This is a genomic window from Litorilinea aerophila, assembly GCF_006569185.2.
GTDB lineage: Bacteria > Chloroflexota > Anaerolineae > Caldilineales > Caldilineaceae > Litorilinea > Litorilinea aerophila.
In genome coordinates, this window is record NZ_VIGC02000012.1 from 134,950 (window position 1) to 150,827 (window position 15,878).

11 protein-coding genes and 1 riboswitch are annotated in these 15,878 nt (G+C 65.7%); of the genes, 4 read left to right on the top strand and 7 right to left on the bottom strand.

What is annotated here, in order from left to right:
- Positions 1-8: 8 nt before the first annotated feature.
- The 7 genes from FKZ61_RS11305 to FKZ61_RS11335 all read right to left on the bottom strand — a co-directional run bounded on the left by FKZ61_RS11305 (position 9) and on the right by FKZ61_RS11335 (position 6,415).
- Positions 9-647, bottom strand: coding sequence for a thiamine phosphate synthase (locus FKZ61_RS11305; protein WP_141610225.1), 639 nt, complete (start codon positions 645-647; stop codon positions 9-11).
- Complete coding sequence (gene thiG, locus FKZ61_RS11310; protein WP_141610226.1) at positions 644-1,423, bottom strand: thiazole synthase; 780 nt, start codon at positions 1,421-1,423, stop codon at positions 644-646. The genes FKZ61_RS11305 and thiG overlap by 4 nt, the downstream gene beginning before the upstream one ends.
- A 101-nt stretch (positions 1,424-1,524) precedes the next feature.
- On the bottom strand, positions 1,525-1,737 hold the full coding sequence (gene thiS, locus FKZ61_RS11315; protein ID WP_141610227.1) for a sulfur carrier protein ThiS: 213 nt from the start codon (positions 1,735-1,737) through the stop codon (positions 1,525-1,527).
- Positions 1,738-1,740: 3 nt separating this feature from the next.
- Positions 1,741-2,895, bottom strand: a complete 1,155-nt coding sequence (gene thiO, locus FKZ61_RS11320) for a glycine oxidase ThiO (RefSeq protein ID WP_141610228.1) — start codon at positions 2,893-2,895, stop codon at positions 1,741-1,743.
- Positions 2,896-2,931: 36 nt separating this feature from the next.
- Entirely contained in the window at positions 2,932-4,284 is a 1,353-nt protein-coding gene (gene cytX / locus FKZ61_RS11325; protein WP_141610229.1) for a putative hydroxymethylpyrimidine transporter CytX, read from the bottom strand.
- A gap of 184 nt (positions 4,285-4,468) precedes the next feature.
- A riboswitch (TPP riboswitch) is annotated at positions 4,469-4,575 on the bottom strand.
- Between the two features lie 227 nt (positions 4,576-4,802).
- Positions 4,803-5,450 (bottom strand): AAA family ATPase, encoded by a 648-nt coding sequence (locus FKZ61_RS11330; RefSeq protein ID WP_170199588.1) that lies wholly within the window; start codon positions 5,448-5,450, stop codon positions 4,803-4,805.
- Positions 5,451-5,461: 11 nt separating this feature from the next.
- Positions 5,462-6,415 carry a hypothetical protein gene (locus tag FKZ61_RS11335; RefSeq protein ID WP_170199590.1) on the bottom strand — a complete coding sequence of 318 codons (954 nt, stop codon included), beginning with the start codon at positions 6,413-6,415 and terminating at the stop codon, positions 5,462-5,464.
- Positions 6,416-6,881: 466 nt separating this feature from the next.
- Here FKZ61_RS11335 and FKZ61_RS11340 point away from each other — a divergent pair, with 466 nt between their 5' ends.
- From FKZ61_RS11340 to FKZ61_RS11355, 4 genes are all read left to right on the top strand, one after another.
- Positions 6,882-8,969 (top strand): beta-galactosidase, encoded by a 2,088-nt coding sequence (locus FKZ61_RS11340; RefSeq protein WP_141610230.1) that lies wholly within the window; start codon positions 6,882-6,884, stop codon positions 8,967-8,969.
- Positions 8,970-9,004: 35 nt separating this feature from the next.
- A complete protein-coding gene (locus FKZ61_RS11345) occupies positions 9,005-11,131 on the top strand; it encodes an alpha-amylase family protein (RefSeq protein ID WP_229964214.1) in 2,127 nt (708 codons plus the stop codon).
- A 455-nt stretch (positions 11,132-11,586) separates the two neighbouring features.
- Positions 11,587-13,632, top strand: a complete 2,046-nt coding sequence (locus FKZ61_RS11350; RefSeq protein ID WP_141610231.1) for an ABC transporter substrate-binding protein — start codon at positions 11,587-11,589, stop codon at positions 13,630-13,632.
- Between the two features lie 160 nt (positions 13,633-13,792).
- Complete coding sequence (locus tag FKZ61_RS11355) at positions 13,793-15,841, top strand: ABC transporter substrate-binding protein (RefSeq protein WP_170199592.1); 2,049 nt, start codon at positions 13,793-13,795, stop codon at positions 15,839-15,841.
- Positions 15,842-15,878 lie beyond the last annotated feature (37 nt).

Consider the following 15,878-nt stretch of genomic DNA (forward strand, 5'->3'; position numbering starts at 1 on the left):
CCCAATCTTTAATCTTCAATCTTCTTTCTTTTCTTGAGTCCCGCCACCAGTTGACGCACCACCCGGGTTGGATCCGCCGCACGCATGACCGTCCCCATCACGGCCACGCCGGCCGCGCCAGCCCGGAGACAGGCGGCTGCGTTCTGCGGGGTGATGCCCGCCAGGGCGATGACCGGCACAGGAACGGCCTGGCTGACCCGATGCAGTTCCGAGAGGCCCAGGGCCGGGCCATAGCCAGGCTTGCTCTCGGTGGGGAAGATGGGGCTCAGGGTGACATAGTCGGCGCCGGCCGCAGCCGCAGCCTGGGCTTCGGCCAGGGAATGGGCGGAAACTCCAACCCACCGGTCCGACCCGACCACCTGCCGGGTGGCCTGGATGTCCTGCCCCCAGGGCAGGTGGACGCCGTGGGCCTGGGCCTCCACCGCGGCGTGGGCATCGGCGCTGACGCTCACCCAGGCGCCGTAGGGCCGGGCCAGGGCTACCACTTCCTGCACCAGCGCAGTCAGGGCTGGCCGGGGCAAGTCCTTCTCCCGCACCAGGATCCAGCGGCAGCCGCCGGCCAGCGCATCGGCCACCACTGCGGCCAGCGGCCGGGGGGCCATCCGCCGATGGGTGATGACCAGCAGGGGCGGATCCGGCAAGGTCATAGCTGGATGCGCCCTTCCAGGGGGCTGGATGCGCTGGCGTAGAGGCGGCGGGGCATGCGGCCTGCCTCGTAGGCCAGGCGGCCCGCTTCGATGGCCAGCCGCATGGCCCGGGCCATCTTGACCGGATCCCGGGCCTGGGCCACCGCGGAGTTGAGGAGGACGCCGTCGCAGCCCAGCTCCATGGCGATGGCCGCGTCGGACGCGGTCCCCACGCCGGCGTCGACGATGACGGGCACCTGGCACTGTTCCCGGATGATCTGGATGTTGTAGGGGTTGCGGATGCCCATGCCCGAGCCGATGGGCGCGCCCAGGGGCATCACCGCGGCACAGCCGATGGCTTCCAGCTTCTTGCAGGTGACCGGGTCGTCGTTGCAGTAGGGCAGGACCACGAAGCCGTCATCCACCAGTTCCTGGGCCGCCTGGAGGAGCTGCTCCACGTCGGGGAACAGGGTCTCATCGTCGCCGATGACCTCCAGTTTGATCCAGTTGGTGCCCAGGGCTTCCCGAGCCAGTTGAGCCGTCAGCACCGCATCCCGGGCGGTGTAGCAGCCGGCGGTGTTGGGCAGGATGTGATAGCGTCCCCGGAGCAGGTCGAAGAGGTTCTCCGCCTGGCCATCCAGGCTCACCCGGCGCATGGCCACGGTCACCACCTCGGCGCCGCTGGCCTCCAGGGCATCCAGCATGACCTGCTGGTTGGGGTAACGGGCTGTCCCCAGGAAGAGACGGGAACGAAACGTCTTGCCCGCGATGGTGAGTGGAACGGTAGGTGTTTGCATGATTTTTTCTCCGTGTGAAAGGGAAGAGAGGTAGACGGTAGTCGGTAGTCAGTAGACAGCATGCGCCGACTACCGTCTACTGTCTACCGTCTACTGTCCAACTATCTCCCGCCCGCCACCGCCCGCACGATCTCGACCCGATCGCCGGGCTGGAGGCGGTGTTCGTGCCAGCGGCTGCGGGGGATGACCGTGGCGTTGACGGCCACGGCGATGCCAGGTCGATCGGGCGGGATCTCCCGGGCCTGCAGGAGTTCGGCCACGGTCTGCTCCTGGTAGGGTTGGGGCTCGCCGTTCACGGTAATGGTTCTCTCCATCTTCTACCCTCGCTGAAAGCGCTGTAGCCCAAAGGGGCGAATGATCTCCGGCGTCTCGCCGGTGCGAATCAGGTGGCTGATGGCCTGGGCGGTGACCGGCGCCAGGAGAATGCCGTTGCGATAGTGGCCGGTGGCCAGGATCAACCCCTCCACCGGCGTAGTCCCCAGGATGGGCGCGTCGTCCCGGCTGCCCGGCCGCAGCCCGGCCCAGGTCTCGACGATGGGCAGCTCGTCGATGGCGGGCAGGGTCTCCCAGGCACGGCGCAGCAGGTTGTACACGCCGCCTGCGGTGAGCCGGGCGTCGAAGCCCTTCTCCTCCACGGTGGCGCCGATGAGCAGCCGGCCGTCCTCGCGGGGGACCAGGTAGACATCCCGCCCCCAGATCACGTGGCGCAGCAAGGGTGGGTCCGTGGGCATCTGCAGGGCGATCATCTGCCCCTTGACCGGACGTACCGGCGGCCGGGCCTCCGGTGGAAGCCCGGCCAACCCGGCCGACCAGGCGCCGGCCGCGATCACCACCACGGGCGCCGACAGGGTTTCCCCCGACTGCAGCCGGACGCCGCACACCCGGGGAGCGCTGTCGCCGGTTGTCACCAACACCTCGGCCACCTGGGTGCGTTCCCGCAGGGTGCCACCGGCGGCCAAAAAGGCCTTGCGCAGGGCCAGGATCACCTTGCGGTTGTCCACCTGGTGGTCCAGGGGGCTGTAGATGGCAGCCAACACGTGGCGGGTCAGGTGGGGTTCCCGCTGCCGGGCCTCCCGGCCAGAGAGCCAGCTCAGCTCCAGGCCCAGGCTGCGCTGGAACTCATACTGGAACTGGAGGCGCTCCGCCTGATCCCGGTCCACCGCCACGACCAGGGTGCCCTCCGTCCGATAGCCCACGTCGATGCCGCTGGCCTCCTGCAGTTCCCGGCTGAAGTCAGCCCAGCGGGCGCGGCTTTCCAGGAGCAGGGGCAGCAACGACTCCTCGCCGGGTTCTGCCTCCACCTGGGGAGCCAACATGCCGGCAGCGGCCCAGGTGGCTGCCGGCAAACTCCCGGGCCCCACCTCCCCCCGTTCCAGCACGGTCACCGGCTGGCCGGTCCGGGCCAGCTCCCAGCCGATACCCAGGCCACAGATCCCGCCGCCCACGATCAGAACATGCTCAGGCCGCTGCATGGCACGCGATCCTCCTCTTTTTCTATTTCCGTTTTTCTATTCCCGCCCGAGATGGGGACCGGCCAGCCGGGCCAGGAGCAGATAGAGCAGGAAGGCCACGGCAAAGCCGGGGATGGATGCGCCCAGCCAGGGCAGTCCCCGGGCGATGGCGTGATAGACCACCACGCCTACCAGCCAGGCGCCCACGCCCAACCAGTTGACGCCACCCCGATACCAGTACGGCCCTTCCTGCCGGTAGAGGGCGTCCACCTGCAGCCGCCGCCCGCGCACCACAAAGTAGTCCGCCGCCAGGATGCCGAAGAGGGGCACGAAGACCGACCCGATAAGGAGCAGGAAGTCGAAGTAGCGGCCCATGGTCAGGAAGGCGGCCAGGCCCAGGGAGACCAGGCCGATGATCACCACCAGCAGCCGCTGGCTCACCTGGGGGAAGACGTTTTGAATGGTCACCGCCGCGGAGTAGATGTCCGCGAAGGCGTTGTCCGTTTCATCCACCAGGATGACCAGCAGGGCCAGCGCGCCGCCGGTGAGGGCCATGATGGCCGTGGCCAGGTGTTCTGGCGTGGGCTCGCTCACCTGCAGGGTGAGGATAAAGAGCGCGCCCAGCCCATAGAACCAGATGTTGGCCAGGCCGTAGCCCAGGAAGGTTCCCCAGAAGGAGCCCCGGGAGCTGCGGGCAAAGCGGGTGAAGTCGCAGACCAGGGGCAGCCAGGAGATGGGCATGGCCACCACCAGGTCCACGCCCAGCCAGAAGGGCATGTCGCCGGTGCCCGGCTGCCGCCACAGCGCCCCCAGGTCGTACTGGGTGAAGAGGGCGTAGGTCATCCACAGGGTGACGCCGTAGACCAGCCAGACGCCGAACTTCTCCAGCCACTCCCGAACCACCACCAGCGGCCCGCCCAGGGCCAGCAGGATGCACCAGGCGGCGAAGATCACCAGCCACACGCCATAGCCCGAGACCCCCCACAGGGCCAGGCTAATGCGCTCGGCGGCCAGGGCCATGACCCAGAACTCGAACGCAGTCCAACCGATGAGCTGGATGAGGTTGAGGAGGCTGGGCAGGTAGGAGCCCCGGGTGCCCAGCACCGGCCGTAGCAGGACCATGGTGGGCACGGCGTGGTCGCTGCCGGCCACGCCGGTCAAGGCCAGCAGGAGGTTCCCCAACAGGGTGCCCAGCCCGATGGCCAGCAAGGCCTGGCCCAGGCTCAGGCCCGGCACCAGCAGCGCTCCGGCCTCCAGCACCAGCAGTCCTACCCCCAGGCTGGACCAGAGCACGAAGAAGTCCAGAAAACGGAGAATGCGGAAGTCGGGGGTGACGGGACGGATGCCCCACTCCGGAGGTGCCTGGAGTTTGGGCAAAAAGGTGCGTCCCACGGTTTGTTGTGATTCCATTGACGCTGCTCCTTTCCTGTGCATTCATGTTGCTGTTCATGCTCCAGGTAGCAGCGTTCAGGGAGTCGGGCACCTGCCCCGGTTGTCCAGGCGGAAGGTGGCCCGAACGGCGTTGGAGGAAGGCAAGGGGCTCTTCAGGTACGGGGCAACGAAAAACGCCACCCCGCAGGGTGGCGTCGCCTTCTCCAAAGCGAATCCGTTTCCCTGCGCTGGCATTACCCAGATCAGGTTCATGGGGTCGACCATGCAATGGTCCTCTCAGCCTGTGACCAGGCTCCCCCAACGGGTATGAACAACAGGTTCGGTTGGTATGGTGCGGAGGCTCAAACGACCACCGGAGGAAACCGCCAGGCTCCTCCGGCCGATATGTTTGAACCCGGATGCCGATACCGGTATGACCCTTTCAGTCTAGCAGCCTGGTTGCCGTGATGTCAAATTGTGGTGTCAAACTCGAAGGGAGAGGGCGCCGCCCCAAGGTGGCGGCAGAAGTCAACGGTATGGTCAATCATGGGGTTTCCTCAAGTCGTTGAACCGTTGGAACGTTCTAACGTTCCAACCACCCAGCGGCGGATCTCTGCGGCACAGGCAGCCACCGGGCGGTCGGTGGTGTCCAACAGGCGGACGGGCGGAGTCTGCCGGGGACCTTCCTGACGGAGCCAGCGGTTGAAGGCCACCTGTTGGTCGATGAAGGGGGCATTGCTACAGTTACGCCAGTCTGGCCGTGCCCGCAGCCGCTCGGCCAGCACCTGGTCGTCACAGACCAGGGCCAGGATGTGCAGCGCCGAAAAGTAGCGGGCTTCCACACAGGCGGTGAGATTGGCGGGCACGGCCAGGCCCGCGCCGGCCAGCAAGACGGGCCGCCCCGACTGGCCGATGTTCTTGCACAGCCGCAGCCAGAGGTTGGTGTACTTGGGCCACTGTTCCGGCGCGGCGAACTCATCCATCCAGAGGATGTCCGAATCCAGCACCACCACCTGGGGAAGCGTGTGGACCAAAGCGGCGACGAGGGTCGACTTGCCGCTGCCGGACGCGCCGCCCAGCACGAACAGGGGTTGCTGCAGGAAGGGGTGGCGGTGGCCACATTCGGGGCAGATGGCGTCGGGCCCGGCCGGATCCACCACCTTGTCCGCCCGGTACTGGCCACAGTTGATGCAGACGTTGAACATGGCGGGCTCCGTCAGTCGGCCTTTGCCAGGCGGAGGACCCGACACACCTGCCCCCACGCCGCGGCGGGATCTTCGCAGGCTTCGGTGGTGCCGATCTGGCCCTCCCACGCCCAGACATAGATGGCGTCGGGCCGGGCCTGAACCAGCCGCTGGCCCTGGTCGAAGATGCGCGGCTCCCGGCCAGCCTGCACCCGCCAGCACTGGAGCCATTCGTGGTGGACTTTGCCATGCTGTCGGGTCACATCCGTCATCTCCTGCAGCAGGGGCGTCATCTCGTCCAGGGGTCGATCGTTGTTGACCCAGTAGATGTCGGTGCCGATGTTGTCCAGGCTGTCGATGGCCGCGGCCGCGGCCCACATGGCCCGGTCCACCGGCATCAGACAACAGAGGGTCTCCAGGTGGGGATGGTGCGCCTTGCAGTAAGCGGCGATGGTGCGCACATAGTCGACGACGCAGCGCTGGCGAAACTCCTCCTGTAAGGGCTCGGGGGCGGCGGCCAGCTCTGCCCCGTCGTAGAGGGTGGCAAACTTCTCCCGACAGGCGGGACAGTAGCACGCCCGCAGGGGGGTGGGCTCGTCCACGAAGTAGCCGGCATAGCCCGCCTGGGCGATGATGTCGATCATCTCCTGGATGCGGGCCACCGACGTGGGATTCACGTAGCAGCCAGCCGGCCGGTGGCTGCCGTCGCGCCCCACCTGGAAGCACTCGGGGTGTTCCAGCAAAAACTGGCTGGAGCGGCCGCCGCCAAAGAGGTTCAGCGCGCCCCAGAAGATAGCCAGGGGACGCAGCCCGGCTTCCCGGGCGATGGAGGGGGTGAAGTGCACCTTGCCGGTGAAATGGACGAAGTCGTTCTCCTGCAGGCAGACCAACACGTCGTCGAGTTGTAACTCCTGCATGGCGCGCAGATCGGTCGCCAGGTGTTTGGGGTTGTGATGACCCATATAGGCCACGCCGGTTCGGATCATGGGGCCTCCAATTGGGGAAAGGGGATGGGAAATGGCTAGAACTGGGCTCCATTGTATCACCGCTACCTGGGGATAGGCTAGTGGGCGGTAGTACGTCCATCCACAGATGACGAGACGGGGGAAGGTCTCGCTGGGGCAGCAAATCCGTTCAAAGCGGATTCAAGCCAGGTGCCATCCGTGCCGTGGAGTGCGTTTTAACGCACCTGGGGTGTGCCAGCCGATGATTGAAATCATCGGCCCCAAGGCCGGCCACGATCTCATGCCACGGTCTCATGCAGAGCTCCCCAATGGGGCGGCTTCCGTGCCAGGGCCAATTTCTCCCTCGCGCAGAAATCGATGTACACTAGGGAAAACCTCCTTAAGTTCCCTGCAACCACCACATTCACACGGAACATCAATCACACTGAACATGCGGCCAAGGTGCTCCCTGTAGCCCTTGACCGTCCATCCGCCAAAGGAGGAGCACATGACCACCCCGCCCTTGCCCCGTTTTCCCTACGGAGCCGTCTATTTCCGCAAGTCCAATCCCCCCCGGGAAGATTGGGAACGGGACTACCGCACTGCCTCGGAAGATGGGATGAATAGCTTCCGCCACTGGTTCCTCTGGTCCGCCGTGGAGGTGGAACCGGGCGTCTTCGACTGGTCCGACTACGACCGTCAGCTGGACCTGGCCGCCCAACACGGCATGAAGACCATCATCGCCGAATTCTCCATGGCGGCGCCCGAGTGGGCCTTTCGACGGTACGCCCATGCCCGCTACCAGACGCGCGAAGGGCAGCCGGTGGAAAGCCGGATGAGCGGCAGCTGTGTCACGGGCGGCTTCCCAGGCCTTTGCCTGGACAACGAAGATTATCGAGAGCTGGTGGCCAGCTTTCTGCACACCCTGGTCAACCGCTACAAGGATCACCCCGGGCTGGGCGGCTACGATGTCTGGAACGAGTGCAACTTCGGCGAGGAGCTCTGCTACTGCCCGGCCACGGCTGCCGCCTTCCGCGCCTGGCTGCAGGAGAAGTACGGCGACCTGCGCGCCCTGGGCGAAGCCTGGCACCGCCACAGCTTCGCAGCGTGGGAAGATGTCTCCCCGCCTCGCCACCTGGGCCCCTACCCCCATGTGCTGGACTGGCTCCAATTTCGTATCGACAACGCCTACCGCCTCATGGCCTGGAAGGTCGACCTGATCCGCCAGCTCGACCCGGTGCACCCCATCACCGCCCATGGCATCGTGGGCAGCCTGACGGTCATGGCCCCCCGGGGCGCCGACGACTGGCGGGCCGCGGCCCAGGTGGACAGCTACGGCTACACGTGGGGCTCTTCACGCCATGGCGATGAGCCCTGGAAACAGTTCCACGCGGTGGACCTGGTGCGCGCGGCGTCTCGGGGCAAACGTTTCTGGCACGCAGAGACCTACGCCGGGCCGCTCTGGATGCAGCCCCAAGTGATCGGCAAACCACGGGACCAGGGCCGCATCGCCCAGCCGGAAGACATCCGCTACTGGGACCTGGTGAGCTTCATGTTGGGGGCCACGGGCATGTACTACCTGCGCTGGCGTCCGCTACTGGACGGCCCCCTGTTCGGCGCCTTTGGCGCCTACGGCATGGATGGATCCCGCACGCCCCGCTCCGAGATGGTGAGCCGCATCGGCCGCTGGGCCACTGCCCAGGACGAGCTATGGCGCTCCCGCCCCGTCCAGGGCGAGGTGGGCATCGTCTATGTGCCGGAGACCCAACTCTTCACCTATGCCCAACAGGAGAGCACCGACTTCTACGCTCGCTCCATGCAGGGCGCGTACCAGGGCTTTTTCGACAACAACATCCAGGCCGACTGGGTGCACATCGACGACATCGACAGCTACGACTTCCTCTACCTGCCCTTCCCGGTGATGCTGCCCCAGGCCGTCGCACAGCGGCTCAAAGAGTGGGTGGCGGCCGGCGGCACCCTGGTGGCCGAAGGGTGCCCGGCCTACTTCGGCGACCGGGGCCATGTGGGCCCCCACCAGCCCAATTTCGGGCTGGACGAGCTCTTCGGTTGCCAGGAGAGCTACGTGGAGTTCACGCCGGACCTGCTGGACGATCTGCGTTTCAACTTCAACGGCATTCCAGTTTGGGGTGGGATTTTCCTGCAGGCCTACCGGCCCACCACCGGCACCGCCGTGGGCTGGTACGCCGATGGGCAGGTGGCCGCGGTCGAACACCGCTACGGCCAGGGCAAAACCCGCCTGGTGGGAACCATGGTGGGGGCCGGGCATGGCCGACACCCTGGCAACGGCTCGGCTCCCTTCTTCGCCGATTGCCTGGCCTTTGCCGGCAAGGCGCAACACATCCGCAGCAGCGATCCCCAGGTGAAAGCCCGGCTGCACCACGGCGAGGGCGGCACCTACCTGTGGGTGGCCAACCCCACCCGCCAGGAGCGACCGGTCCGCCTGTCCCTGAGCCCGGCGTGGGGACCCTTCCAGGGGAGCGAGACCTTGTGGGGTGCGCCAGCTGCCGTGACGGGACGGACGGTGGAACTCACCGCGCCGGCCCGGGACGTGACGGTGCTGCGGCTGGCCTCCTGACAAGCAGATCCGCCGCCTATCAGGAAAGGAGCACCATGGTGGCCGATTCCAATCACAGCCACGGGAACGCCGACTGGTTCGACCGGCCCATGCGGTGGGCCCAGCTGACCCTGGTGGAGAACGACCCGGGGAACTACGATCCCCACTTCTGGCTGGACTACTTTCGGCGGGTCCACGCCGACGCCGCCTGCCTGAGCGCAGGTGGCTGCGTGGCCTACTACCCCACCCAAATCCCCTTCCACTACCGCTCTCCCTGGATGGGAGACAGCGACCCATTCGGCGAGCTGCTGGCCGGCTGCCGGGCCATGGACATGGTGGTCATCGCGCGCACCGACCCCCACGCCATCCACCAGGACGCATACGAAGCCCATCCCGAATGGGTGGCCGTAGACGTGGACGGGCAGCCCCGCCGCCATTGGGCGTCGCCGGAGCTGTGGGTGACCTGTGCCCTGGGCCCCTACAACTTCGAGTTCATGACCGAGGTACACCGGGAAATCGTCTCCCGCTACCAGGTGGACGGCATCTTCAGCAACCGCTGGACAGGTCACGGCATCTGCTACTGTGCCAGCTGCCGTCGCCTGTTCCGGGAGCGCCATGGCCTGGATCTGCCCCGCAGCCAGGACCCGCGCGATCCGGCCTGGCGCGCCTACCTGGGCTGGCGCCAGGAGCGGCTCTTCCAGCTGTGGCGTCTGTGGGACGGGGAAATCCGGGCCATCAATCCCCGAGCCCGCTTCATCGCCAATTCCGGGGGCGGCGCGCTCAGCAGCCTGGACATGAAGACCATCGGCGAGCTGTCGGACACCCTCTTTGCCGACCGCCAGGCTCGCCACGGGCTGATGGCCCCCTGGGCCAACGGCAAGAATGCCAAGGAGTATCGGGCCACCCTGGGCAACAAGCCCATCGGCGGCATCTTCAGCGTGGGGGTGGAGGAAAAGTACCGCTGGAAGGATTCCGTCCAAAGCCCGGCGGAGATCCGCCTCTGGGTGCTGGATGGCATCGCCAATGGCCTGCGCCCCTGGTTCACCAAATTCGCCGGTTCAGTCTACGATCCCCGCTGGCTCCAGGTGGTGGAAGAGCTGTACGGCTGGCACCACCGACACGAACGCTACCTGCGCAACCAGGCGCCCCTGGCCCGGGTTGCCCTGGTCTACTCCCAACAGACGGCCCAATTCTACGGCGGCCAGGAGGCCTATGAATGGGTGGAGACGCCCATCCTGGGCTGGTATCAGGCGCTGGTGGAGGCCCGCATCCCCTTCGAAATGGTCCACGATGGCCTGCTGGATGCAGAGCACGTGGACCGCTACCGCACCCTGATCCTGCCCAACATCGCGGCCCTTTCGGACCATCAATGCCGCCAGCTCAGTGAATTTGTGGCCCGGGGCGGCAGCCTGGTGGCCACCTTTGAAACCTCTCGCTACAACCAGTGGGGCGAATTGCGGCCGGACCTGGGCCTGGGACATCTCTTCGGCGTGCAGGCGGCGGGCAAGGTGGAAGGTCCCATGCGCAACGCCTACCTGCGGCTGGAACGGGAGGCCGACGGCCGCATCCACCCCCTCTTGGCCGGCCTGGAGGACGCCCCTCGCATCATCCACGGCGCGTACCGGCTGCCGGTCCAGGCCACAGCCCCCCTGGCCCACGCGCCCCTCACCCTCATCCCCTCCTACCCCGACCTGCCCATGGAGGCCGTCTATCCCCGGGTGGAACGGACCGAGGTGCCGGAAGTCTACCTGCGGGAGACGGCGGGTGGACGGGTGGTCTATTTCCCCTGGGACATCGACCGCATCTTCTGGGAGGTGCTGTGCGTGGACCACGGCCGGCTGCTGGCCAACGCGGTGCGCTGGGCCACCGACGAGCCGCCGGTGGTGACGGTGGAAGGGCCCGGCGTGCTGGATGTCACCGTGTGGCGGCAGGAAGCATCCATGACGGTCCATCTGGTCAATCTGACCAACCCCATGATGATGAAGGGGCCGGCCCGAGAGCTCCTGCCGGTGGGTCGCCAGGTGGTGACGGTGCGTCTGCCCGTGGGGACCCGACCCCGTCGGGTCCAGTTGTTGAACACCCCGGGCCCGGCCTCCTGGGAAGAAGGGCAGGGTGTGGTGCGAGTGGAGGTGCCATCCGTGCTGGATCTGGAGGTGGTGGCCATCGACCTGGATTCTGCCTGAGGGGCAGTTGGTAGCCGGGGGCGTCAATGGGGTTGGCAAGGTTGAAAAGTCGTTTGGTGATTTCCACTATATCATATATAATCGAAGCACACTTGCCCGTACCATAGTTCAACGCCCAAACAAACATCGACTCACACAACAGACACCCACCGGCCGATTGATTAGGCCCAACGTCGTCCAGACAACTTCGCTGTCATCCTGTCTGACGGAGAGCCCGTCAGGCCAGCCGATATCTGCGCCGACTCCACCCGTTCTGCCCTCGGGGGAGCCCACCGGCTGCCCTCTGTCGGGCTACACGAAAAAAAGGGGGGGCATGCTACCGCTTTCCACTTACCGCAACGACGACCGTTTGACGACCGGTTAAAGACAGAAGGTCACACGACGGTTGCCGCCAGGTAACACTTCAATCTGTTTCAGGTAGCTCTTTAATTTACTTTCGAAAGGGGAATACGCATATGAACCAACCATCCATGAAGTGGCTGTTCCGCACGCTGGCCGTGCTCCTCCTGGTCGGCCTGGTGGCCGCCTGTGGCGCGCCGGCTGGGACACCCCAGGAGTCAGCACCGGCGGAGCAGGCCCAACCGCAAGGCCAGCAGGAAGCGGCACCGGCCGCCCCCCAGGAAGCGCCGGCAGTCGCCACCGACCAGAAAGAAGCCCCCATCCTGGCCGAAAAGGTCGCCGCCGGTGAGCTGCCTCCCCTGGAGGAGCGCCTCCCGGCCGACCCCAAAGTGGTACAGCCGGTGGAAAGCCTGGGCCAGTACGGCGGTACCTGGCGCATGGGCCTGCGGGGCGGCCAGGACAACGCCCTGCTGGTGCGCACCATCGCCTATGAACACCTGGTGCGCTGGACGCCCGACTGGACCGGCATCGAGCCCAACATCGCCTCCGCCTACGAGGCCAATGAAGACGCCACCGAGTTCATCTTCCACCTGCGGGAAGGCATGAAGTGGTCCGACGGCGAGCCCTTCACCGCCGACGACCTGGTCTTCTGGTGGGATCACGTGGCCACCAACAGCGAACTGAACCCCGGCGGCCCGCCCTCCTGGATGGTCACCGGCGGCGAGCCGGGCAACGTGGAGAAAGTGGACGACTACACCGTTCGCTTCACCTTCAAGACACCCAATGGCCTCTTCCTCCAGCGCCTGGCCACCCCCTCCGGCGCGGACGCCACCCGCTACCCCCAGCACTACTGCCAGCAGTTCCACCGGGAGTTTAACAGCGACAACCTGGACGCCCTGATCCAGGAGGCCGGCGCCAACGACTGGGTGAACCTCTTCCAGCTCAAGTGCTCCGGCGTGCCCGGCACCCCCTACGATGCCCGCTGGCAGAACGGCGACCTGCCCACCCTCAACGGCTGGATCCTGACCACGCCCTACGGCGCGGGCACCCAGGTGGTGGCGGAACGCAACCCCTACTACTGGAAGGTGGACCCCGAAGGCCGCCAGTTGCCCTACATCGACAAGGTGGTCTACGAAGTGGGTGAGGACGTGGAAGTGCTGGTGCTCAAGGCCCTCAACGGCGAGATCGACATGCAGGACCGCCACATCGGCACCCTGGCCAACAAGGCCGTCTTCGCCGACAACATGGAGGCCGGCGGCTACCACTTCTACGACACCATCCCCTCCAGCATGAACACCATGATCATCGCGCTGAACCTGACCCACAAGGATCCGATGAAGCGGGAGATCTACCAGAACAAGGACTTCCGCATCGGCCTCTCCCACGCCATCAACCGGCAGGAGATCATCGACGTGGTCTACGTGGGCCAGGGCGAACCGTGGCAGCTCGCGCCACGCCCCACCTCGCCCTTCTACAACGAGCGGCTGGCCAAGCAGTACACGGAATATGACGTGGACCTGGCCAACGAGTACCTGGACAAGGTCCTGCCCGACAAGGATGCCAACGGCATGCGCCTGGGCCCGGATGGCCAACCCTTCGCCATCGCCGTGGATGTGACCGCCACCCAGCAGGACCGCATCGACGCGCTGGAGCTGGTCAAAGGCTACTGGGCGGCCGTGGGCATCGAGCTCCAGATCAAGACCATGGACCGCTCCCTCATGTACACCCGCAAGGACTCCAACGAGCACGACGCGGCTGTGTGGGGCGGTGATGGCGGCCTGGATGTGATCCTGGAGCCCCGCTGGTACTTCCCCTTCAGCAGCGAGTCCCTCTATGCGGAGGCCTGGCAGAGCTGGTACAACAACCCCACTGGCGAGGGTGCGCTGACCCCGCCCGAGGAGCCGCCGGCCGGCCCCAAGAAGCAGATGGAACTCTACGACCAGCTGAAGGCCACGGGTGATGCGGACAAGCAGGCCGAGCTCATGCGGCAGATCCTGGAGATCGCGGCGGACGAGTTCTACGCCATCGGCATCAGCCTGCCTGCGCCTGGCTACGGCATCGTGCGCAACAACTTCCACAACGTGCCCGAGTCCATGCCCGGCTCCTGGCTCTATCCGAACCCCGGCCCTACCAACCCGGAACAGTACTGGATTGAGCAGTAGCGGGCTGGCCCGGCGTCCCGTCCTGACCTGAACAAGGGCAACGGGCGCCCCAGGGCATACACCCTCCGGCTGGCGTGGACGGACTGTCTGCCCCAGCCGGAGGGCTGCCACCGGCGACATGGTAGGTTGTATGAAAAAGGAAACTGAAGGAGGTGGTGCCATGAAAAAAATCAGCCGAGGGTGGAGCCGTCACGTTGGCCTGGTAGTCACCATGCTCGGCCTCATCGCCCTTTTGGCTGCCTGCGGCGCGCCCGCTCCCCCGGGCAGCGACGCAGCCCAACCCCCAGGCGACGCGGCGTCGGCTCCGGCCGATGCCGGGCAACAGGAGGCAGCCACAGCCGCTGTGGGCAATCCCCACGAAGCGCCCATGTTGCAGGAACTGGTGGCCGCCGGCGAGCTCCCCCCACTGTCCGAGCGGCTGCCGAAGGAGCCCCTGGTGGTGGAGCCGGTGGAACGCATCGGCAAGTACGGAGGCACCTGGCGCACCGCCCTGATGGGCGGCCAGGACAATGCCTGGCTGGTCCGTACCATCAGCTATGACCATCTGGTGCGGTGGGACCGCCAGTGGACAACGGTAGAGCCCAATATTGCCAAGGAAGTGGTTCCCAATGAGGACGCCAGCGAATACACCTTCTACCTGCGGGAAGGCATGAAATGGTCCGACGGTGAACCCTTCACCGCCGACGACATTGTCTTCTGGTGGGAAGACATCGCCATGAACGCTGAGCTTTCGCCCGGCGGACCGCCTTCGTGGATGAAGGTGGGCGATGCCGACCCCAGCGTGGAAAAGGTGGACGACTACACGGTGGTCTTCAAGTTCCCGGTCCCCAATGGCCTGCTCCTCCAGAACCTGGCCACCCCTTCCGGCGACACGCCAACCCGCTATCCCAAGCACTACTGCCAGCAGTTCCACGCCCGCTACAACCCGGATGGCATCGACGCCCTGATCCAGGAAGCCGGCGCCACCGACTGGGTGAACCTTTTCCAGCTCAAGTGTGATGGCGTGCCCGGCACCCCCTACGATGCCCGCTGGCAGAACAGCGAGCTGCCCACCCTCAAGGCGTGGCGGCTGACCACCGCCTATGGTGCGGGCACCCAGGTGGTGGCGGAACGCAACCCCTACTACTGGAAAGTGGACCCGGAAGGCAATCAGCTCCCGTACATCGACCGGGTGGTCTACGACGTGCTGGAGGACCGGGAGGTTCTGTTGCTCAAGGTGTTGAACGGCGAAATCGACATGATGGCCCGCCACTTCAACACCAACGACAACAAGGCCGTGCTGGCGGACAACATGGAGGCGGGCAACTATCGCTTCTTCGAGACCCGCAGCGGCGGCAACACCCTGGGCTTGATGTTCAACCTCAACCACAAAGATCCCCGCATGCGGGCCATCTTCCAGGACAAGAACTTCCGCATCGCCATGTCCCACGCCATCAACCGGCAGGAGATCATCGACGTCATCTTCGTCGGTCAGGGTGAGCCCATGAACAACGCCATGGACAAGACCAGTATCCCTGAACTTTATGACGAAGAGATGTATACGATGTATACTGAGTTCGACCCAGAACTGGCGCGGGAATACTTGGCCAAAGCGGGCATCACCGAGATAGGTCCGGATGGGTACTACCTGGGGCCCGACGGAGAGCCTTTCTCCTTCGTGGTCCAGACGACCCAGGCCTTTGGCCATTCCGACATCGCGGAAATGGTGGTCCAGAACTGGCAGGACCTGGGCATCCACGCCGAGCTGGCCGTGCTGGACCGCTCCCTGCTCTACACCCGCAAGGATACCAACGACTTCGACGTCCACGTGTGGGGCGCCGGGGGCTCCTCGTCGGTCTTCCTGGATCCCCGCCACTTTGTGCCGGTCACCAGCGAATCGGCCTATGCCATGGCCTGGTACACGTGGTATGTGAATCCCAGCGGCGTCGGCGCCCTGGTGCCGCCGGAGGAGCCGCCGGATATCGTCAAACATCAGATGGCCCTCTACGACCAGATCAAGGCCACGGGTGATTACCAGAAACAGCTGGAGCTGATGAAGGAGATCCTGGCCATCGCCAAAGATCAGTTCTACGTCATCGGCATCTCCTCGTCTCCTCCGGGCTATGGCATTGTCAAGAACAACTTCCACAATGTGCCCGAATCCATGCCCGGCTCGTGGCAATATCCCACTCCGGCACCCACCAATCCGGAGCAGTACTTCATCGAGTGACGGGGCCGCCGGGGTTAAACCGGCCGAAGAGGCAAAC